This is a genomic window from Caulobacter segnis (genome assembly GCF_003243465.1).
In the GTDB taxonomy this organism is placed as follows: Bacteria; Pseudomonadota; Alphaproteobacteria; order Caulobacterales; family Caulobacteraceae; genus Caulobacter; species Caulobacter segnis_A.
Genome location: NZ_QFQZ01000014.1, coordinates 16680 through 35768, shown reverse-complemented (window position 1 = coordinate 35768; position 19089 = coordinate 16680). Strand labels below are relative to the sequence as shown.

At 67.5% G+C, this 19089-nt stretch carries 20 protein-coding genes and 1 tRNA gene; 8 read left to right on the top strand and 13 right to left on the bottom strand.

Going from position 1 to position 19089, the window contains the following annotated elements; genetic code table 11:
• Positions 1-12: 12 nt before the first annotated feature.
• Positions 13-88: transfer RNA gene (locus DI526_RS06700), tRNA-Ala, on the bottom strand.
• 112 nt (positions 89-200) lie between these two features.
• Between DI526_RS06700 and DI526_RS06695 the strand changes: the two genes are divergently transcribed.
• The 3 genes from DI526_RS06695 (at position 201) to DI526_RS06685 (ending at position 2709) form a co-directional block, all read left to right on the top strand.
• Positions 201-515, top strand: coding sequence for a YggT family protein (locus DI526_RS06695; RefSeq protein ID WP_304275721.1), 315 nt, complete (start codon positions 201-203; stop codon positions 513-515).
• Positions 508-807 carry a DUF167 domain-containing protein gene (locus tag DI526_RS06690; protein ID WP_304275716.1) on the top strand — a complete coding sequence of 100 codons (300 nt, stop codon included), beginning with the start codon at positions 508-510 and terminating at the stop codon, positions 805-807. Before DI526_RS06695 ends, DI526_RS06690 begins: the two co-directional genes overlap by 8 nt.
• 198 nt (positions 808-1005) lie before the next feature.
• Positions 1006-2709 (top strand): ATP-binding protein, encoded by a 1704-nt coding sequence (locus DI526_RS06685; RefSeq protein WP_304275713.1) that lies wholly within the window; start codon positions 1006-1008, stop codon positions 2707-2709.
• Here DI526_RS06685 and DI526_RS06680 read toward each other — a convergent pair.
• The 8 genes from DI526_RS06680 to purU all read right to left on the bottom strand — a co-directional run bounded on the left by DI526_RS06680 (position 2706) and on the right by purU (position 10589).
• On the bottom strand, positions 2706-3134 hold the full coding sequence (locus DI526_RS06680; protein WP_304275711.1) for a very short patch repair endonuclease: 429 nt from the start codon (positions 3132-3134) through the stop codon (positions 2706-2708). The two genes, DI526_RS06685 and DI526_RS06680, sit on opposite strands and share 4 nt — an antisense overlap.
• Positions 3135-3147: 13 nt before the next feature.
• Entirely contained in the window at positions 3148-4134 is a 987-nt protein-coding gene (gene cysK, locus DI526_RS06675; protein ID WP_304275708.1) for a cysteine synthase A, read from the bottom strand.
• 65 nt (positions 4135-4199) lie between these two features.
• Positions 4200-5321: a DNA cytosine methyltransferase gene (locus tag DI526_RS06670; RefSeq protein ID WP_304275705.1), complete on the bottom strand. Its 1122-nt coding sequence runs from the start codon at positions 5319-5321 to the stop codon at positions 4200-4202.
• 56 nt (positions 5322-5377) lie between these two features.
• Entirely contained in the window at positions 5378-6655 is a 1278-nt protein-coding gene (locus tag DI526_RS06665) for a serine hydrolase (RefSeq protein WP_304275704.1), read from the bottom strand.
• A 79-nt stretch (positions 6656-6734) separates the two neighbouring features.
• Positions 6735-7607 (bottom strand): glucose-1-phosphate thymidylyltransferase RfbA, encoded by an 873-nt coding sequence (rfbA, locus tag DI526_RS06660; protein ID WP_304275700.1) that lies wholly within the window; start codon positions 7605-7607, stop codon positions 6735-6737.
• A 118-nt stretch (positions 7608-7725) separates the two neighbouring features.
• Entirely contained in the window at positions 7726-8595 is an 870-nt protein-coding gene (rfbD, locus tag DI526_RS06655; protein WP_304275697.1) for a dTDP-4-dehydrorhamnose reductase, read from the bottom strand.
• On the bottom strand, positions 8595-9662 hold the full coding sequence (gene rfbB, locus DI526_RS06650) for a dTDP-glucose 4,6-dehydratase (RefSeq protein WP_304275694.1): 1068 nt from the start codon (positions 9660-9662) through the stop codon (positions 8595-8597). Before rfbB ends, rfbD begins: the two co-directional genes overlap by 1 nt.
• A gap of 84 nt (positions 9663-9746) precedes the next feature.
• Positions 9747-10589 (bottom strand): formyltetrahydrofolate deformylase, encoded by an 843-nt coding sequence (gene purU / locus DI526_RS06645; RefSeq protein WP_304275692.1) that lies wholly within the window; start codon positions 10587-10589, stop codon positions 9747-9749.
• Between the two features lie 189 nt (positions 10590-10778).
• On the opposite strand from purU, the gene argE reads away from it, so the two are divergent.
• On the top strand, positions 10779-11954 hold the full coding sequence (gene argE, locus DI526_RS06640) for an acetylornithine deacetylase (RefSeq protein WP_304275688.1): 1176 nt from the start codon (positions 10779-10781) through the stop codon (positions 11952-11954).
• Here argE and DI526_RS06635 read toward each other — a convergent pair.
• Positions 11951-12976, bottom strand: a complete 1026-nt coding sequence (locus tag DI526_RS06635; RefSeq protein WP_304275687.1) for a glycosyltransferase family 2 protein — start codon at positions 12974-12976, stop codon at positions 11951-11953. The two genes, argE and DI526_RS06635, sit on opposite strands and share 4 nt — an antisense overlap.
• A gap of 36 nt (positions 12977-13012) precedes the next feature.
• On the opposite strand from DI526_RS06635, the gene rfbC reads away from it, so the two are divergent.
• From rfbC to DI526_RS06620, 3 genes are all read left to right on the top strand, one after another.
• Positions 13013-13576 (top strand): dTDP-4-dehydrorhamnose 3,5-epimerase, encoded by a 564-nt coding sequence (rfbC, locus tag DI526_RS06630; RefSeq protein ID WP_304275684.1) that lies wholly within the window; start codon positions 13013-13015, stop codon positions 13574-13576.
• 2 nt (positions 13577-13578) lie between these two features.
• On the top strand, positions 13579-14481 hold the full coding sequence (locus tag DI526_RS06625; RefSeq protein WP_304275682.1) for an alpha/beta fold hydrolase: 903 nt from the start codon (positions 13579-13581) through the stop codon (positions 14479-14481).
• A 77-nt stretch (positions 14482-14558) separates the two neighbouring features.
• Entirely contained in the window at positions 14559-15761 is a 1203-nt protein-coding gene (locus DI526_RS06620; RefSeq protein ID WP_304275679.1) for a threonine ammonia-lyase, read from the top strand.
• A 3-nt stretch (positions 15762-15764) separates the two neighbouring features.
• Here the strand turns inward: DI526_RS06620 and DI526_RS06615 are convergent, their stop codons facing one another.
• Positions 15765-16277 (bottom strand): FKBP-type peptidyl-prolyl cis-trans isomerase, encoded by a 513-nt coding sequence (locus tag DI526_RS06615; protein WP_304275676.1) that lies wholly within the window; start codon positions 16275-16277, stop codon positions 15765-15767.
• A 134-nt stretch (positions 16278-16411) separates the two neighbouring features.
• Here DI526_RS06615 and DI526_RS06610 point away from each other — a divergent pair, with 134 nt between their 5' ends.
• Complete coding sequence (locus DI526_RS06610) at positions 16412-17287, top strand: UTP--glucose-1-phosphate uridylyltransferase (protein ID WP_304275673.1); 876 nt, start codon at positions 16412-16414, stop codon at positions 17285-17287.
• Here the strand turns inward: DI526_RS06610 and queG are convergent.
• Both queG and fzlA read right to left on the bottom strand, forming a co-directional pair.
• Positions 17284-18402: a tRNA epoxyqueuosine(34) reductase QueG gene (gene queG / locus DI526_RS06605; protein ID WP_304275671.1), complete on the bottom strand. Its 1119-nt coding sequence runs from the start codon at positions 18400-18402 to the stop codon at positions 17284-17286. The genes DI526_RS06610 and queG overlap by 4 nt on opposite strands.
• Positions 18383-19069, bottom strand: a complete 687-nt coding sequence (gene fzlA, locus DI526_RS06600; RefSeq protein WP_304275668.1) for an FtsZ-binding protein FzlA — start codon at positions 19067-19069, stop codon at positions 18383-18385. The genes queG and fzlA overlap by 20 nt, the downstream gene beginning before the upstream one ends.
• Between the last annotated feature and the right edge of the window lie 20 nt (positions 19070-19089).

Here is a 19089-nt window from a genome sequence, read left to right as displayed (position 1 = left end):
TTGAGAGGTCCTTGGTGGAGCCGAGGGGAATCGAACCCCTGACCTCCTCATTGCGAACGAGGCGCTCTACCATCTGAGCTACGGCCCCAAGGAGCGGCGGAGATACGGCCCCTGAGCCGTCTCGTCAACCGGGTTTTCACGCCGCCTTGTCAGCATCGTCGCGGCGGGGCAAGAAGCTCAGGCGTCTCGACGGAAAACCCATGGCCCCGATCATCCATCTCGTCTTCTTTATCATCAACGCGCTGGTGGACCTCCTCTGGTGGGCCATCGTGATCTCGGCGATCCTGAGCTGGCTGTTCGCGTTCGACGTAATCAACCGCCGCAATCAGGTGGTCTACAACATCGCCACCGTGCTCGATCGGATCACCGATCCGATCCTGAGCCCGTTCCGCCGGCTCATTCCCGCCATCGGCGGCGTCGACATCAGCCCGATCATCGTCCTGCTGCTGCTGCGCGGCGTTCAGATCTTCATCCTGCCCGCGCTCGAAGCGGCGCTGATCGGCCCCTTTGGCTGAGATCCTGGCGGTGCGGCTGACGCCGCGCGGGGGTCGCGACGCGGTGGACGGCTGGGCGGTGGACGCGGATGGCCGGGCTTACCTCAAGGTCCGCGTCGCCAGCCCGCCCGTCGACGGCGCCGCCAACGCCGCCCTGGTGGCCCTTATCGCCAAGACCCTGAGGGTTCCCCGCTCAGCCGTGCGGGTGGCGTCAGGCGAGACCGCCAGGCTAAAGCGGCTGGAACTGCAGGGCGTCGATCAGGCGCAACTTGCGGCGGCCTTCGGCCCAAACCCGGCGGTGGACGGCGCCTGATCGTTACGCGAAATGCCCTGCATGGCTCATTTTGGGCCAACCCATTGATCATACATATGTCTTTTCACACCATCTTATCCCTTCGCGGCTAGATTGCGGGCCAAGGCCGTCAGTCAGGCCTTGGAGGGAACAGCGCGGATGCGCTCGGTGGGAGAGAAACGGCAGGCCGCCAACGCGCTCGCCTCACGGCGCGCGAACATGGTGCTGCGCCTGATCGCGGCCTTCTCCATCGCCGTGATCCTCGATGTATACGTCGGTCTTCGCTGGGTATGGCTCTGGGCGGCCACCTACGCGACTCTCCAGATGGTCGAACTCGGCGGCTGGAGCTGGATGCGAGGCAGGTCCGAGCGCGCCCAGGCCCTGTGGCGCGGCCTGGCCGCGACCGTGCTGCCTTTCATGACCTCCACGGTGTTCGGCTTCCTTTCGGTGCCGCTGTTCGCCTCGCAGTCGCGGTTCGCCCCGACGCTAGGCGGCATGCTGCTGGCCGGCGCTCTGCTGAACGTGGTCGTGATCAACGGCAGCCAGCGTTCGGCGATCGTGTCGGCGGCGACACCCTATGTGGCCTACCTGCTGATCGTTCCGCTGGTGGCGCGGACGGCCAATCCGGAATCGCCCCTGGCGAACGCCATCTGGTTCGGCGCGCTGCTGTTGATCGCGACCGTAGCGATCGCCGCGCACACCCTGCATACCGCGCTGAGAGCGGCGGCCAGGGCCAAGGACGAAGCCGAACGGCGGCGTCACGAGGCCGAGGAGGCCGTCGCCGCCAAATCGGCCTTCGTAGCGATGATCAGTCACGAGCTGCGCACGCCGATCAGCGCCATCCTAGCCGGGGCGGCGAGACTACAGGGCGAGGCTCCGGACGCCAGTTCGCGGATCCAGGCGCAGTTGATCGCCGACGCCGGTGGGTTGATGCGCGGCCTGCTCAACGATCTTCTGGACTTCTCCCGCCTGGAGGCCGGACGCATGTCCGTCGAGAAGGCGCCCTTCAACCTGCGCCAGACGATCGCCGACACGGTCCGACTGTGGCGCCCGGAAGCGACCCGCAAGGGCCTGCGTCTGCGGGTCAAGGGCGCGGCGGCGCTTCCACGCTGGGTCGCGGGCGACGGCATGCGGCTGCGCCAGGTGCTGAACAACCTGTTGTCCAACGCGCTGAAATTCACGACCCGCGGCGAGATCACGGTCTCCCCGCATGTGAAGATCGACGGCTCTCGCGTGCTGCTGACGGTCGAGGTCGCCGATACGGGGCCTGGCATTCCCGAGACCTCGCTGTCGCGCCTGTTCACGCCTTTCGAGCAGCTTGGCGAGGCGATCGCGCGGCACCACGGCGGTTCGGGCCTGGGGCTGGCCATCAGCCGGGAGCTGGCGCGGCTGATGGGCGGCGACATCTCCGCGACAAGTCCGCCGGGCGGGGGCGCCCGCTTTACGCTCAGCGCCACGCTCGAGATCGCCGAGCCCCCGGTAGAGACCGCGCCGACGGCGCCCGTGGCCGATCTGAGAGTGCTGGTGGTCGACGACCATCTCGTCAATCGCCGCGCACTCGAGTTGGTGCTCGAGCCCCTGGGGGTGCGCGCCACCCTGGCCGAATCCGCCGAGCGCGCCCTGGAGCTGCTGCAATCCGAAGTCTTCGACGTGGTGCTGATGGACGTCTACATGCCAGGCATGGATGGCCGGGCCGCGACTAGGACGCTCCGCGCGTCCAGCGGGCCCAACCAGCAGGCGCCGGTGATCGCGGTCACGGCCTCCGAGTCCGTGGAAGACTGGGAGGCATGCTTCGCCGCCGGCATGAACGACCGCGTGTCCAAGCCCATCGACCCGTTCGAACTATACGCCGCCCTAGCTCGCGCACCGTCCGCCAACGGACGATCGACCGCGGCGGACCAGGATTCTCGATCTTCAGCCTAGTTTGCGGACGCACGCGGCGGGGCCAGCCGTTCGACCAGGCGCTGGGCCAGGCGCTCCTTGTCCTTGAGCTCGCATTCCCAGACGATCTCGACGCGCCAGCCGCCGTCGCGCAGAGCGCTCTGGGCCTGGTCGTCGCGCGCCCTGTTGCGCGCCACCTTGGCTAGCCAGTAGTCGCGATTGGCCTTTGGGACACGCGCCCCGCGCGCGCAGTCGTGCCCGTGCCAGAAGCAGCCATGGACGAAGACCGCCAGCTTTCGCCCAGGCATCACGATGTCCGGGCTGCCAGGCAGGTCCTTGCGATGCAGCCGATAGCGCGCGCCAAGTCCGGTCAGGATGCGGCGGACCGTCCTTTCGGGCGAAGTGTCCTTGCTCTTGACCCGCGCCATGACGGCGGAGCGCTTGGCCTTGTCGTAGACGTCGGTCAAGCGCCCGCCAGCCTTAGAGCCCGTCGAACAGAGCGGTCGACAGGTAGCGCTCGGCGAAGCTCGGGATGATCGCCACGATCGTCTTACCCTTGTACTCGTCGCGTAGGGCCAGATCGAAGGCGGCGGTCAGGGCCGCGCCCGAGCTGATGCCGACCGGGAGGCCCTCGACGGCGGCCGCGCGGCGCGCCATGGCGAAGGCGTCGTCGTTGCTGACCTGGACAATGTCGTCGATCACGCCGCGATCTAGAACGCCCGGCACGAAGCCCGCGCCGATGCCCTGGATTTTGTGCGGACCCGGCGCGCCGCCAGACAGCACCGGCGAAGCCTCGGGCTCGACGGCCACCATCTTCAACGAAGGCTTGCGAGCCTTCAGCACTTGGCCGACGCCGGTGATCGTGCCCCCGGTGCCGACGCCCGACACCACGGCGTCCACCGCGCCGGCGGTGTCGTTCCAAATCTCCTCGGCCGTCGAGACCCGGTGAACCAGCGGGTTGGCGCTGTTCTCGAACTGCTGGGGCATGACCGCGCCGGGGGTGGCCTCAATCAGCTCCTGGGCGCGGGCGACGGCGCCGCGCATGCCCTTTTCGGCGGGGGTCAGCTCCAGCTTCGCGCCGAGCAGCAGCAGCATCTTGCGGCGTTCGATCGACATGCTCTCCGGCATGACGAGCGTCAGCTTGTAACCCTTGGCCGCGGCCACGAAGGCGAGCGCGATACCGGTGTTGCCGCTTGTGGGTTCGACGATGGTCGCGCCGGGCTTCAGGATGCCCTGGGCCTCCAGCGACTCGATCATCGAGACGCCGATGCGGTCCTTGACCGACGCGATCGGGTTGAAGAATTCCAGCTTGGCCAGCACCTCGCCCTTGGGCTTCAGCTCGGCCGACAGCCGCGGCAGACGGACCAGAGGCGTGTCGCCGATCGTGTCGATAATCGAGTCGTAGACCTTACCGCGACCAGCGCGCTTGAAGCGGGCGGCGTCATAGAGGGAAGAAGCGTCGTCCATCGGAACACCTCGGAGGTTGCGGGAAGCGGCGCACCCTAGACCTCCAGCCCCACGCTGTCAGGGGGTCATTCGGCGGCAAGGCTTGCAGTTTTGCTATAGACGAGCGGCTCCAGGAGCGTTTCCGCAAGCCACCGCACAGCCGGAACGGCGACCCCGTCGCCAACCACCTGCAGGCCGCCGGTCTGCGACTTGGGCAGCTGGTAGCTGTCGGGAAGGCCCATTAGGCGTGCGCCTTCGCGCGGGGTAAGCAGGCGCGACCGTATCTGGCCTTCATCGATCACCAGCAGCGTCTGCCGGGACGAACCGCCGCGCGGGGTGCGAAGGCAGCCGGCCAGGCCGTCGAACCGCACCTCGGCCCGTTGCTGGGCGCCGCGCATACGGCGGAAGACTGCGCCAACCGATCGGCCGCTGGCGTTTCGCCTTGCCTCCACAGCCTCGCGATGGGCCGGAGCCATCAGGGCGAGCAGCGCTTCGGTGCGTTCCTGCGGGTTCCAGCTCACCGTCTCGTCCGGTTCGAGCATGGCAGAGAGGTCGGTGTTACGGGCGGGCGGCGCGGGCGCGCCCCACCAGATCCAGTGTGCTTGCAGGTCTTCGGGCAGACGAGCGGCCGCCTCGCGAATGGCGCGGCTGTGGAAGGCGCTGGCGCCCTCCAGGCCGTCGGTCGGCAGGCGGGTGGCGACGACGAACACACGCGGGCGAGACTGCGGCAAGAAGACCGCCGCGTCGATCTCCAGGGCGCCGAAGCGGTAGCCTTCCTCGCTCAGCACGCCGCACAGGGCGGTGAAGTCCTCGCCGTGGTGCGAGGTCAGGAGACCCACGACGTTTTCGATGACGATCACCGGCGGGGCGCGCCCTTCGGCCGACAGCGCCTTCATCAGCGTCCAGAAGCCGAAAAAGGCGGAAGACTTGCCGCCCGCCAGGCCCGCCCGGGCGCCGGCGAGGCTGAAATCCTGGCAGGGGCTCGACGCCCAGGCGACGTCCGCCGTCGGCAAATCGTCAGCATTCAGCGCGAAGACGTCCCCGTGATGGAAATGGGCCTCGGCGTCCTGGAAATTGGCCCGATAGGTCGCAGCCTTCACCGGATCGAAATCGTTGGCGAAGGCGCACGTCCAGCCGTCGCCCAAACCAATGCGGGCCATGCCGCCGCCGGCGAAGAATTCCAGAAAGCGAGGATGGGCGCGAGTCATGGCCGGGAGACTAGCCTGTTCCCACGCCCACGCCAGCGGCGCGCCGCCAAGACGCTTCAGTCGCCCTTCGGCCCCAGATAGCCGGCTCCGTACACCGCCTTGCGAAGATCATGGTGCAGCGTGCCGTCGAACGGAAAGGTCTGGACGAAGAACACGGCGGTAAGCCTGTTCACTGGGTCGACCCAGAACAAGGTGCTGTCACGCCCGTCCCAGAAAAACTCCCCGACCGCGCCGCGATTTTCCGTCGCTGTCTGGGGCTGCTTCACACGGACGGCGAAGTCGAAGCCGAACCCGACCGAGCCCTTGTTCGGCAGCCACCAGCGGTCGGTGACGCGCGGATCCAGATGGTCGGTGGCCATCAGCCGCACGGTGGAGGGGTTGAGGATCTTCATCCCGTCCAGCGATCCGCCGCCCAGGAGCATCCGCGTGAATCGCCCATAGTCGTCGATCGATGCCACGAGGCCGGCCCCGCCCATGGTCATGCGGCGCGACGGATCGAAGTTCATCCGCCGCGTCTCGGCGGGATCTTCCTTGGCGAGCTTTCCGTCCGCGCCCTTGTTGTAGACGGCGGCGAGGCGCGGGAAGGCGGACTCAGGCTGGGTCCAGCCGGTGCCCTTCATGCCCAGCGGGTCGAGGATGTGAGCCTTGACGTAAGCCTCGAACGGCTGGCCCGACAGCTTCTCGACCAGCAGCGCCTGGACATCCACCGCGGCGCTGTAGCTCCAGCGCTCGCCTGGGTCGTACATCAGCGGGACCTTAGCGAGGCGGCGGCCGAACTCGGACAGATCGTTCTGGAGACCGAGGGGGTCGGCCGCCTTGAACGCCGCGTCGGCGGCGGTGTCGCGCATCCCGTACGAGAAGCCGGCTGTATGGCGCAGGATGTCCCGGATGATGATCGGTCGGGCGGGCGGACGCACGCCGCCTTGGCCGTCGATCACCTTGATATCCGCGAACTCGGGCAGGTAGCGCGACAGCGGATCATCGAGGCCGAACTTGCCCTGCTCCCAGAGTTGCATAAGGGCTACGCCCGTGACCGGCTTTGTCATCGAGTAGATCTGAACCAGCGTGTCGCGTCGCATCGGCTTGCCGGCCTCGCGGTCGGCCATGCCGACGCTGCCGAAGTACCGCTCGCGGCCGTCCTGCCAGACCAGGGCCGAGACGCCGACGGCGCGTCCGCTGGCGACCATGGCCTGGAGCGCGGCGTCGATCCGCGCCTTGTCGATCCGGATCTCGGTCTGCGCGGGAAGCGTGGAGGTCTGTCGCGCAAGGACCGGAGCCGCCGAAAGGGCGAACAGCGCCGACGCGATAGCGACGGAGATCAACTTCCTGGACACAACGATCTCCCGACGAACATCTTGCCCTCGGGACTGTCGCCGACGCGGGCGACGTTTTCCAGGGGCTCAAGGTCGTAGATCAGCCCTGCGAGGCGATCATCTTCAGATAGGCCCCATACGGCGAGTTCTTCAGGTCATGCGCCAGCCCCAGCAGCTGCTCACTGGAGATCCAGCCATTCTGGTGGGCGACCTCCTCGACGCAGCCGATCTTCAGGCCCTGGCGGTGCTCCAGTGTGCGGACGAATTCGGACGCCTCCAGCAGGCTGTCGTGCGTGCCGGTGTCGAGCCAGGCAAAGCCGCGACCCATGCGCTCGACCGACAGGGCGCCGGCCTCCAGATAGAGCCGGTTGATGTCAGTGATCTCAAGCTCGCCGCGGGCGGAGGGCTTCAGGTCCCGCGCGAAGTCCACGACGCGGCTGTCGTACATGTAGAGGCCCGTGACCGCCCAGTTCGAGCGCGGCTTCTGCGGCTTTTCCTCGATCGAGATCGCCTTGCCCTGCGCGTCGAACTCGACGACGCCATAACGCTGCGGGTCGTTGACGAAGTAGGCGAAGACGCTGGCGCCGGTCTTGGACCGTTCCTTGGCGCCCTGCAGGATCCGCCCCAGGCCCGCGCCGTAGAACAGGTTGTCGCCGAGGACGAGGATGCTCGGCTCGTTTCCGACGAAGTCCGCGCCGATGCGGTAGGCCTCGGCCAGGCCATTCGGGTGGGCCTGCTCGGCGTAGCTGATGTTGATGCCCCAGCGCCCGCCGTCGTCCAGCAGGCCTTCGAACAGGGGCAGGTCTCGGGGCGTGGAGATGATCAAGACATCCCGCACGCCGGCCATCATCAGCACCGACAGCGGATAGTAGATCATCGGCTTGTCGAAGACCGGCAGCAGTTGCTTGCTGATCGCCATGGTCACCGGATGCAGGCGCGTACCGGAGCCGCCGGCGAGGATAATACCCTTCATTACGTCTTCTTCTTCAGTCCTGACGGCCGACCCTAGAGCGGAATTTCGCGAAACGTGAAGCCTTTCGCACCGGGGTTGGCGGTTCAACGCGATGATCGTGGAGGATTTGCGGCGCGTTTCAGAGGCGGCCCTTGGCGCGGAGATAGCGATCGAGCGCCTCGGTCCAGTGCGGCATCGGCCGCCCGATAGCGGCGCAAAGCTTGGCGTTCGACAGCGCGCTGTAAGGCGGACGCCGCGCGGGGGTGGGGAAAGCGCTGGTCGGAATGGGCGCAACCTCGGCGGCGACGTCCGCCCGCTCGATGATGCGCGCGGCGAAATCCCACCAGCTAGCGACGCCCGAATTGACGACGTGGTAGTCGCCGGCGGGCCCTTCCGCCGTGATCAAGTCGAGGATCGCCTCACCCGCGTCCCACGACGCGGTGGGCGACATGATCTGGTCGGCGACGACGGTCAGGCGACCTCGCTCCTGGCCAAGGCGCAGCATGGTCTCGACGAAATTGCCGCCCTTGCCGCTGGCGCCGGCGACGCCAAACAACGACGCCACGCGGACGACGATGACATCGTCATGCGCCAGGCGCGCCAGATCCTCGCCCAGCGCCTTGGTCGCGCCGTAGACATTGACCGGCGCGCGAGCAACGGTCTCCGACAGCGGCTCACGCTCAGGCTGGCCGCCATAGACATAGTCGGTCGAGACCTGAACCAGTCGCGCCCTCTTGGCGGCGCAGGCCTGGGCGAGCCGGCCGGCGAAATGCGCGTTGACCGCCACGGCCGGCCCGGGGTCCTTCTCGCAGTCGTCGACGCGCGTGACGGCGACGCAGTTGATAGCGACGTCGAAGGACAGACCGTCAAACGCCGCGGCGGGATCGGACGCGTCGAGCTGGTCGCGGGTCACAGGGACAAGGTGGAGCCCCCGCTGGGCCGCGAGCGTCCCGATATCCGAGCCTAGCTGGCCGTTGGCCCCGAACAGGGCGATGCGCGGACCGGCCATCAGGCGGTCTTCAGGCCCAGGCGCTGGCCGGCGTAGCGCTCGCGCAGCGGCGCCCACCAGGCCTCGTTGTCCAGGTACCACTGGATCGTCTTGCGCAGGCCGGTCTCGAAGGTTTCCTGGGCCTTCCAGCCGAGCTCCGTCTCCAGCTTGGTGGCGTCGATGGCGTAGCGCGCGTCATGGCCTGGGCGGTCGGCGACGAAGGTGATCAGGTCGCGCCGCGTCTGGTCCGGCAGGGGACGCAGCTCATCCAGCACATCGCAGATCGCCTCGACCACCTGCAGGTTGGTGCGCTCGTTGCGGCCCCCGACATTGTAGCTCTCGCCCGGAACACCCTGGGTGGCGATGAGGTGCAGGGCGCGGGCGTGGTCCTCCACGTACAGCCAGTCGCGGACGTTGTCGCCCTTGCCGTAGACCGGCAGCGGCTTGCCTTCGAGGGCGTTCAGCGTGACCAGCGGGATCAGCTTTTCGGGGAAGTGATAGGGCCCGTAGTTGTTCGAGCAGTTCGAGACCACCACCGGCAGGCCGTAGGTGTGCTGCCAGGCGCGGGCTAGGTGATCCGACGAGGCCTTCGACGCCGAATAGGGCGAGCGCGGGTCGTAGGGCGTGGTCTCGCTGAACAGGCCTTCCGCGCCCAGGCTGCCGAACACCTCGTCGGTCGAGATGTGGTGGAAGCGAAAGAGATCCTTGTCCTCGCCGCTCAGGCCCTGCCAGTGATCCAGGGCCGCCTGCAGCATGACGTACGTGCCGACGATATTGGTCTGGATGAACTCGCCGGGGCCGGTGATCGAGCGGTCGACGTGGCTTTCGGCGGCCAAATGCATGATCACGTTCGGCCGGAAGGCCTTGATCGTCGCCGACACCGCCGCCGCGTCGGCGACGTCGCCCTGGACGAACTGGTAGTCGGCCTTGCCCTCCAGCAACGCCAAGCTGGCTGGCGAGGCGGCGTAGGTCAGCTTGTCGAAGTTGAGGATCGCGACGTCGTTCTGGCCCGCTAGGTGGCGGCACACGGCCGAGCCGATGAAACCGGACCCGCCGGTCACCATCACGCGGAGATTCTGTTGCGACATGCGCCGGAGAGCCCTCGGGATTGGAAGCGCCAGCCCGTACTCCAGTTTTTAGTGTACTTGCAACCGTCGAGCAGTGAGCGGCCCTTAGTCCGTGAACACCACGGTCTTGCGGCCGTTCAGCAGAACGCGGTCTTCCAGGCGATAACGCAGGGCCCGCGCCAGCACGCGACGCTCGATGTCACGCCCCTTGCGGACCAGGTCTTCCGGCGTGTCGCGGTGGCTGATGCGCTCGACGTCCTGCTCGATGATCGGGCCTTCGTCGAGGTCGCCGGTCACGTAGTGGGCGCTGGCGCCGATCAGTTTCACACCCCGCGCGTGGGCCTGATGGTAGGGCTTAGCGCCCTTGAAGCCCGGCAGGAACGAGTGGTGGATATTGATGCAGCGGCCCTGCAGCTTGGCCGCCAGGCCGTCCGACAGCACCTGCATGTAGCGGGCGAGCACCACGATGTCGGTCCTCGTCTCCTGGATCAGCTTCCAGAGCTCGGCTTCCTGCTCGAACTTGGTCTCCTTGGTCACCGGCAGGTGGTGGAAGGACAGGTCGGAAAGGTCGATGTGAGCATAGGTCTCGGCCGGATGGTTCGAGACGACGCCGGCGATGTCCATCGGCAGCTCGCCGATGCGCCAGCGGTAGACGAGGTCGGCCAGGCAGTGATCGAACTTGCTGGCCAGCAGCAGCACCCGATAGCGGTCGGCGCGATTGCGCAGGGTCCACTTCATCTTCAGCGGTTCGGCCAGTGCGCCGAAGTCCTCGCGCAGGGCCGCCCGATCGGCGCCGTCGGCGTCGAACACCACGCGCATGAAGAACTGACCGGTCTCCTGGTCGTCGAACTGCTGGGCGTCCAGAATGTTGCAGCCGCGCTCGAAAAGGAAGGCGGACACCTTGGCGACGATGCCGCGCTGGTCGGGGCAGGAGAGGGTCAGGATCATGGTCCGCTCCCTCTAGAGAACGATGACCGCCAAGAAAAGCCTGCACTGGTGGCCCATGCGCATGAAATCGCCCAGGCAATCGCCCGGAAGCCGCCGATGCGGCACAACCATGCCCTATCGCAGACCAACGCCAGACGAGTCGGCGCTGGCGGGTAGGCGTAGGAGGGAGAACGGGTCTACGTTCGAGTGATGATTTCCTCCTCCGAAGCCCTGTCGGACCGCGCGATCGACATCCTGGCCAAGCTGGTCGCCTTCGACACCACCTCGCGGCGCTCGAACCTGGATCTGATTCAGTGGATCGAAGCCTATCTCGCCGACCTCGGCGTGCCCTCGCGGCGCGTGCCCAGCGCGGACGGGACGAAGTCGAACCTGATGGCCCTGATCGGCCCGGCGGTCGAAGGTGGGGTCGTTCTGTCAGGCCACACAGACGTCGTTCCGGTCGATGGCCAGCCCTGGTCCAGCGATCCATGGGCCCTGACCGAGCGGGAGGGCCGGCTCTACGGGCGCGGGACCTGCGACATGAAGGGGTTCCTGGCCCTGGCGCTGGCCGCCGCGCCGGATCTGGCCAAGGCCACGCTGCGCAAGCCGGTGCATCTGGCCTTCTCCTACGATGAGGAGGTCGGGTGCCTGGGCGCGCCGGACATGATCGAGGTCATCGCCCGCGAGGCGCCGCGCCCAGCCCTGGTGGTGGTCGGCGAACCGACCGACATGGTCGCCGTCCGCGCGCACAAGGGCATCGCCAGCTTCATCGTCACCGTCACAGGCCGAGAGGCGCATTCCAGCCTCACCCACCTGGGCGTCTCGGCCAACATGGCCGCCATCAAGCTGATGTCCATGCTGGTCGAGCTTTCAGAGCGCCTGGAACGCGAGGCCGATCCGAACTCGCCGTTCACGCCCAAGGGCGCGACCCTGACCATCGGCCAGGTCAATGGCGGCACGGCCGTGAACATTCTGGCGCGCGAGTGTGTCTTCGTCTTCGACCTGCGTACGCCGGCCGGCATGGACCCCGAGGCGCTGCTGGCGGACTTCTTCGCGGCCGCCCAGCGGATGGACGCCGAGATCAAGACCAAGGCGCCAGAAGGCGGCGTGAAGGTCGAGCGTCGCTCCTTGACCCCGGCCTTCGCGCCCGAGGAGGACGGCGTCGCCGAGGCCTTCGCCCGCAGGCTGGCCGGCGACAACGGCCCGGCGCGGGTCGTGCCGTACGCCGCGGAGGCCGGGCAGTTCCAGGGCGCGGGCTTCTCGACCGTGATCTGCGGGCCCGGCTCGATCGACCAGGCCCACCATCCCGACGAATACGTCGAGATCAGCCAGATGCAGCGCGGCGCGGCCTTCATGCGCCGGCTGATCGAGGACCTGGCGGTCTAGAGGTTACGGGCTTTACGGATCACAAACCGCCGGCCGATGAAGGCCGCCGGATCGATCGACATGACCCGCAGAATCGCGCCGGGTGACGCCTTGCGCTTGACCTGGGTCGCGCGGCGGTCAGCCATCACCGCGTCAAGGTCCTCGCGCTTGAGCGCCGCCTTGATCCCCCGGATCGCTGGCGCCACGTCGCCGCGCCGCCAGTGCAGCAGTAACAAGCCGGCGGTCACCGCCACATGCAGGGGCAGGGAGACCGGGAAGAGCCATCCCGGCGTGTTCTTCAGGAAGGTCCAGACGCGGTTGCGCGAGCCATGGAAGATCGCAAAATCCGAGCGCACGCCGGTGCTGGCCGAGCCGACATGGGCGACCTTGGCCTTGGGCAGCAGCAGGGTCGGCTGGCCGAGCAGCCTGAGCCGATAACCAAGGTCCACGTCTTCACAGTAGCAGAAATAGCGCTCGTCGAAGCCGCCGACCTCCAGGAAGAGCTGTCGGTCTATCAGCATCGCCGCGCCACAGGCCGAGAAGACCTCGCCCTCGGGCAGCGCGGCCGGCGTCTTCCGGCCATAGCCGCCCCGGAACGGGATGCCGGCGCTGGTCAGGTTGTCGCCGGCGCCATCCAGCAGGCCCGGCCGGTCGGCGGACAGCTGCAGCGAGGCGAAGCTGTTCACCGTCGGATGGCGCGCCACGCCGGCCATCAGCTCTTCCAGCCAGTCAGGCTCCGGATAGGCGTCGGGGTTCAGCAGGACCAGCCATCGCCCCTTCGCCCGCCGGGCGGCCAGGTTGTTGCCGGCGGCGAAGCCGAGATTGGCGCCGGCCTCGACGAAATCGACCCACGGATGGGCCTTGGCCGCCGCCTGGGGCGCGCCGTCGGTCGAGGCGTTGTCGATCAGGATCGTCTCGAAATCGCGGAACGTCTGGACCGCCAGGCGCGCCAGGCATTCGGCCAGGGTCGGGCCGCTCTGGTACGAGACGATCACCACGCTGACCGCCGGGCCGCTCTTGTCTTCCATCGTCTCAGGCGGCATCGGTGGCCAGTTGTTTCTCAAATCAAAGTACGCGTCATGAAGATCACGCCGCTGGCGATCCCCGAAGTGCTGCTTATCACGCCCGCGCGCCATGGCGATGAGCGCGGCTGGTTTTCCGAGACTTTCCGCCACTCGGCGCTGGAGGAAGCCGGCTTCAAAGCGGCCTTCGTGCAAGACAACCACGTCCGCTCGACGACGCGAGGCATCCAGCGCGGCCTGCACTACCAGAAGCCGCCGCACGCCCAGGACAAGCTGCTGCGCTGCGTGGTCGGCGCGATCTTCGACGTGGCGGTCGACATCCGCAAGGGCTCGCCGACCTACGGCCAGTGGGTGGGGGCCGAGCTTTCGGCCGAGAACCGCCAGCAGCTGCTGGTCCCCAAGGGCTTCGCCCACGGCTACGTCACCCTGACCGACGCCTGCGAGGTGCTCTACAAGGTCACCGACTACTACGCGCCTCAGGCCGAGGGCGGCGTGCGGTGGAGCGACCCGGCGATCGGGATCGATTGGCCCATCCCCGCTTCGGAGATCTCCGCCAACGACCGCGACAACGCCGCGCCGCGACTGGCCGAAATCGACTCGCCGTTCGTCTACGAGGACTGATCATGCAAGGCTTCACCGACTTCTTCTGGACCTCGCCCGAAGGCCTGCCGCTGCATGCCAGGGACTACGCTCCCCAGGGCCAGGACCAGAAGCTGCCGGTGATCTGTATCCACGGCCTGACCCGCAACGCCCGCGACTTCGAGGACCTTGCGCCGAAGATCGCCGCCAAGGGTCGCCGCGTCCTGGCGGTCGACGTGCGCGGGCGAGGCCTGTCGGCCCGCGACCCGAACCCGATGAACTACCATCCGGGAACCTATGCCGCCGACATCGTAGCGCTGCTGCAAGCGGCGGAGATCGAGAAGGCGGTGTTCGTCGGCACCAGCATGGGCGGCCTGATCTCCATGGTGCTGACTTCGATCACGCCCCAGGCGATCGCGGCGGCGGTGTTGAACGACGTCGGCCCGGAGCTGTCGCCGATCGGTCTGGCCCGTATCGCCGGCTATACGGGCCTAGCCAGCCGGTTCGAGACCTGGGACGACGCCGTCGCCTACGCCAGGGCGATCAACGTCGCGGCGTTCCCGGCCTATGACGCCGAGGACTGGGACGTCTTCGCCCGCCGGCTGTTCGACGAGAAGGACGGCGCCTTCGTCCTCGCCTACGACCCCGACATCTCCGCACCGATCAAGGCGGCCGCCGAGGCTGCGGCCAAGACCCAAGCCGAGGGCGGCCAGGCGCTCGCGCCCCCAGACATGTACCCCCTGTTCCGCGCCCTGGCGAAGGACCGCCCCCTCCTCCTGATCCGCGGCGCCATCTCCGACCTGATCGACCCCGCGATCGCCGAGCGGATGCGCGCCGCCGCGCCCCACATGGCCTATGCCGAGGTCCCCAACGTCGGCCACGCGCCGATGCTGGACGAGCCTGAGGCCTGGATGGCGATCGAAAAGCTCCTCGAAACGGCGCCCTAAAGGGGTGTGCCCGGATGGCTTGACCGTGTTAGAGCGCGGCCACGGCCCTTTCCTCGCCGCGACTGAGTGCTGATCAGATGACCCTCGACCTCGCCGCCATCCAAGCCGCCGCCGGCCGCCTGAAGGGTCAGATCGAGCGCACGCCGTGCCGCCACTCCAAGACCTTGTCGAAGATCACCGGCGCCGAGGTGTGGGTGAAGTTCGAGAACCTGCAGTTCACCGCCGCCTACAAGGAGCGCGGCGCGCTGAACAAGCTGATGCTCCTCTCGGAAGCCGAGAAGGCCAAGGGCGTCATCGCCGCCAGCGCCGGCAACCACGCCCAGGGCCTGGCCTATCATGGCGCGCGACTCGGCGTGCCGGTCACCATCGTCATGCCCAAGACCACGCCTTTCGTGAAGGTGCAGCACACCCGTGACTTCGGCGCGACCGTGGTCATAGAAGGCGAGACGTACGACGACGCCAACGCCCACGCGCGCAAGCTTTGCGCCGAGCAGGGCCTGACTTTCGTCCACCCGTTCGACGACTACGACATCATGGCCGGCCAGGGCACGATCGCCCTGGAGATGTTGGAAGACGCGCCGGACCTGGAGGTCCTGCCGGTGCCGATCGGCGGCGGCGGCCTGATCAGCGGCGTGGCGACCGCGGCCAAGGCGCTCAAGCCCGATATCCGCGTGATCGGCTGCGAGCCGGCCATGTACCCGTCGTTCACCGCCCGCATGCGCGGCGTCGCCGCCCACTGCGGCGGCCAGACCATCGCCGAGGGCGTCGCCGTCAAGCAGGTCGGCGACCTGACCTACAGCGTCGTGCGGCCTCTGATCGACGACGTCCTGCTGCTGGAAGAACCGCACCTGGAGCAGGCCGTCTCGCTGTACTGCAACGTCGAGAAGACGATCGCGGAAGGCGCCGGCGCGGCCTCGCTGGCGGCCCTCCTGGCCTATCCGGAGCGCTTCCGGGGCAAGAAATGCGGCCTCATCCTGTGCGGCGGTAACATCGACACGCGCCTTCTCGCCTCGGTCCTGACCCGTGAGCTGGTGCGGGCCCAGCGGCTGGTCTCCCTGCGGATCATCGGCGACGACCGCCCGGGCCTGCTGTCGACCGTGGCCTCCGTCATCGGGACCATGGGGGCCAACATCATCGAGGTGAACCACAACCGCCTCGCCCTGGACGTCCCGGCCAAGGGCGCGGAGTTCGACATCACGATCGAGACCCGCGACGCCCAGCACACCCAGGAGGTCATGGACGCCCTGCGCGAGAGCGGCTACCCGCCTCGCGCCGTCTAGGCCCTATTCCTTCGGCCTGCCCGGACCGATTCGATTCACATCCAAGAGCTCGATCCGGAAGATCATCACGCTGTTTCCGGGGATCGGGCCCTTGTCCTGCGCACCATAGCCCAGGGCCGGCGGCACATAGAGAATCCACTCGTCGCCGGCCTTCATGCGCTGAAGGGCGATGACCCAAGCCGGCACGAGGCCGTCCAACGGAAACACCGCCGGCACGCCCCGCTCGTAGCTCGAATCGAACACCGTTCCGTCCAGCAGCTTGCCTTCGTAGTGAACCTTCACCTCGTCGGCGGTCGTGGGATGCAGGCCGCCCGGTGGCCCTTCGCGCACGACCTTGTACTGCAGCCCCTGGGGCAAGGTGACGACGCCGGGCTCCTTGGCGTTCTTGGCCATGAACGCGTCCGCCGCGGCTAGATTCTCCTGGGCCTTCTTGCTGGGGCCGCAGGCGGCGAGCGCCAGACCAGCGGCGGCGAGTGTCAGAAGCAGGCGACGACAGAGCATGGGGACCTCGACCAAACTGGCCGTTCAGCTAGCACGGCGCGTGCGGTATTCCATCTTCGATACGATATGCCAACGATTTCACGGAACAGTGGTGGTGTTCGGCCGTCAGCTTTTCTAGAAACGGCCTCTCAACAGCAGACGAGCCGCCCATGAAACCCGTTCGTAAAGCCGTCCTTCCCGTCGCCGGCCTTGGCACCCGCGTGCTGCCCGGCACCAAGACCACGCCGAAGGAGCTTCTGAACGTCGTCGATCGGCCGATCCTGTCGTACATCGTCGAAGAAGGCCGCAAGGCGGGCATCGAGCACTTCGTCTTCGTCACCGGCCGTTCGAAGGGCGCGATCGAGGACTATTTCGATCATCAGATCGAGCTGGAAGCCCAGCTCGAAGCCAAGGGCAAGACCGACATCCTCAACCAGCTCCGGGCCGAACTGCCCAAGCCGGGCGAGATGAGCTTCGTCCGTCAGATGGCCCCGCTGGGGCTGGGTCACGCGGTCTGGTGCGCGCGCGACATCATCGGCGACGAGCCGTTCGCCGTCATGCTGCCCGATGTGATCGTCGACGCCGATCCCTCGGCCCTCGGTCAGCTGATCGAGGTCTATGACAAGGTCGGCGGCGGCAACGTCATCGGCGTCGAGGAAGTGCCCGAGAGCGAGACCCACAAGTACGGCATCGTCGCGCCGGGCAAGGTCGACGGTCGCCTGGCCACCATGACGGGCATGGTCGAAAAACCCGCCAAGGGCACGTCGCCCTCGAACTGGTCGATCGCCGGCCGCTACATCCTGCAGCCGGAAATCTTCGACCTGCTGGCCAGCCAGGAAAAGGGCGCCGGCAACGAAATCCAGCTGACCGACTCGATGGCCAAGCTGATGCAGCAGCAGCCGTTCCACGCCTATGTCTACGAGGGCGTCACCCACGACTGCGGCGACAAGATCGGCCTGCTGCGCGCCAATGTCGCCCTGGCCCTGAAGCGCGCCGACCTCGGCGCCGCCGCTCGCGCGGCGGTGGAAGCGGCGCTGAAGGCCTAAAGCCACTCCGCGAGGACGGCCTCGTCGTCCTCGCGCCGCCTGAAGGTCGCCGCCGCGTCTCCCAAGAGCCGGCGCGCGGCCCAGACGGCGGCGCCGCGCACGATCGGCGCGGGATCGCTCAGAAGCGGTTCGACAATCGCCATCAGCTCGGCATCGCCGCTGTTGCCGATCGCGTAGAGCACGTTGCGGATAAAGCGGTCGCGACCGATCCGCTTGATCGGATTCTTCGAGAAGAGCGCCCGGAACTGGGCGTCATCCAGCAAAGCGAGCTCGGCCAGCGACGGCTGCCTTAGCGCCTCTCGCGCCAGCAGCTTGGCCTCGCTGGAGAGCGACGCGAACTTGTTCCAGGGACAGACCGCCAGGCAGTCGTCGCAGCCGTAGATCCGGTTGCCCAGCGCCGGCCGGAACTCGACGGGAATGGGCCCGGCGAGCTCGATCGTCAGGTAGGAGATACAGCGCCGCGCATCCAGCTGGCGCGGCGCCGGAAAGGCCTTGGTTGGGCAGATGTCGAGGCAGGCGCTGCATCGGCCGCAGTGGTCGGTCTCCGGCGTGTCCGGCGGCAGGTCCAGGGTGGTCAGCACGCTGCCCAGGAACAGCCACGACCCGAAGTCCCGCGACACCAGGTTGGTGTGCTTCCCCTGCCAGCCGAGACCCGCCCGCTGGGCCAGCGGCTTTTCCATCAGCGGCGCGGTGTCGACGAAGACCTTTACGTCCTGGCCGAACCGGCGATGCATCCAGCCCGCCAGCACTTTCAGCCGCTTCTTGATCACGTCGTGATAGTCGTCGCCCTGGGCGTAGACCGAGATCGCCGCGCGGTCAGTCCGCGCCAATTGTTCCAGAGGATCAATGTCGGGACCGTAGTTGACGCCGAGCACCACGGCAGACTTCGCCTCCGTCCACATGGCTGTCGGATGGGAGCGCCGGTCCAACGTCTCCTCCATCCAGCCCATGGCGCCGTGACGGTCGGCCTCGACGAATTCGCGCAGCCATTGGCCATTCGGCCAAGCCGCCGACGCGTCGGCGAAGCCACAGGTCGAGAACCCAAGCGCGAGCGCTTCGGCGCGGATCTCATCCTTGATCGCTTGAGGGGTCAGCTCAGAAGTCGAGGTCGTCATAATGCGCGGCCGGCGCGAGGCCGGGCCAGCGGTCGGCCAGGATGGGCCGGAAGGCCGGCCTCGACTTGAGCTTCATGTACCAGGTCTTGGCCGCCTGGAAGTCCTTCCAAGGCACGTCGCCGAAATAGTCGATGACAGACAGGTGCGCGGCGGCCGCGAAATCGGCCAGGCTCATGCGGCGACCCGCCAGCCAGTCGCGGGTCTGCAACAGGCTCTCGATGTAGCCCAGGTGCATGCGCAGGGCTTCGCGCCCCTGGCGCAGCGCGGCGAGGTCAGGCGCGCCCATCCGCAGCAACCGCTTTTCCATCTTCTCGTGCAACAGGAAGCCGTTGACCTCGTTGTCGAACTTGCGGTCGAACCACTGGAGCAGCCGACGGGCTTCGGCCCGCTCGGCCGGATCGCGGCCCAGCAGCGGCGGCTCGGCCTCCGTCTCCTCGATGTGCTCGAGGATGGCCCGGGTCTCGCAGGCGGTCACGGTGCGCTGGTTGCGCGTCTCGACCAGCACCGGCGGCAGGCCCGACGGATTGAGCGCCGAGAACTCTGGCGGCATCTCCCAGTAGCGGACCTGCACCTCGACAAACGGCAGGCGCTTCTCGCCCAGCGCCAGACGCACCTGTCGCGAGGCGGGATCGAGAGGGAAATGGTGAAGGGTGCGTTCGACGCTCATGCCTTAGGTGCGCTCAGGCT

Bases quoted from the DNA above. Each gene is read 5' to 3' on its own strand.
- DI526_RS06610 (WP_304275673.1), top strand. From the start codon at position 16,412: ATGAAACCCGTTCGTAAAGCCGTCCTTCCCGTCGCCGGCCTTGGCACC.
- DI526_RS06685 (WP_304275713.1), top strand. From the start codon at position 1,006: ATGGTGCTGCGCCTGATCGCGGCCTTCTCCATCGCCGTGATCCTCGAT.
- rfbA (WP_304275700.1), bottom strand. From the start codon at position 7,607: ATGAAGGGTATTATCCTCGCCGGCGGCTCCGGTACGCGCCTGCATCCG.
- fzlA (WP_304275668.1), bottom strand. From the start codon at position 19,069: ATGAGCGTCGAACGCACCCTTCACCATTTCCCTCTCGATCCCGCCTCG.
- DI526_RS06620 (WP_304275679.1), top strand. From the start codon at position 14,559: ATGACCCTCGACCTCGCCGCCATCCAAGCCGCCGCCGGCCGCCTGAAG.
- rfbD (WP_304275697.1), bottom strand. From the start codon at position 8,595: ATGGCCGGTCCGCGCATCGCCCTGTTCGGGGCCAACGGCCAGCTAGGC.
- queG (WP_304275671.1), bottom strand. From the start codon at position 18,402: ATGACGACCTCGACTTCTGAGCTGACCCCTCAAGCGATCAAGGATGAG.
- DI526_RS06635 (WP_304275687.1), bottom strand. From the start codon at position 12,976: ATGCCGCCTGAGACGATGGAAGACAAGAGCGGCCCGGCGGTCAGCGTG.
- rfbC (WP_304275684.1), top strand. From the start codon at position 13,013: ATGAAGATCACGCCGCTGGCGATCCCCGAAGTGCTGCTTATCACGCCC.
- DI526_RS06695 (WP_304275721.1), top strand. From the start codon at position 201: ATGGCCCCGATCATCCATCTCGTCTTCTTTATCATCAACGCGCTGGTG.
- cysK (WP_304275708.1), bottom strand. From the start codon at position 4,134: ATGGACGACGCTTCTTCCCTCTATGACGCCGCCCGCTTCAAGCGCGCT.
- purU (WP_304275692.1), bottom strand. From the start codon at position 10,589: ATGATCCTGACCCTCTCCTGCCCCGACCAGCGCGGCATCGTCGCCAAG.
- rfbB (WP_304275694.1), bottom strand. From the start codon at position 9,662: ATGTCGCAACAGAATCTCCGCGTGATGGTGACCGGCGGGTCCGGTTTC.
- DI526_RS06625 (WP_304275682.1), top strand. From the start codon at position 13,579: ATGCAAGGCTTCACCGACTTCTTCTGGACCTCGCCCGAAGGCCTGCCG.
- DI526_RS06670 (WP_304275705.1), bottom strand. From the start codon at position 5,321: ATGACTCGCGCCCATCCTCGCTTTCTGGAATTCTTCGCCGGCGGCGGC.
- argE (WP_304275688.1), top strand. From the start codon at position 10,779: ATGATTTCCTCCTCCGAAGCCCTGTCGGACCGCGCGATCGACATCCTG.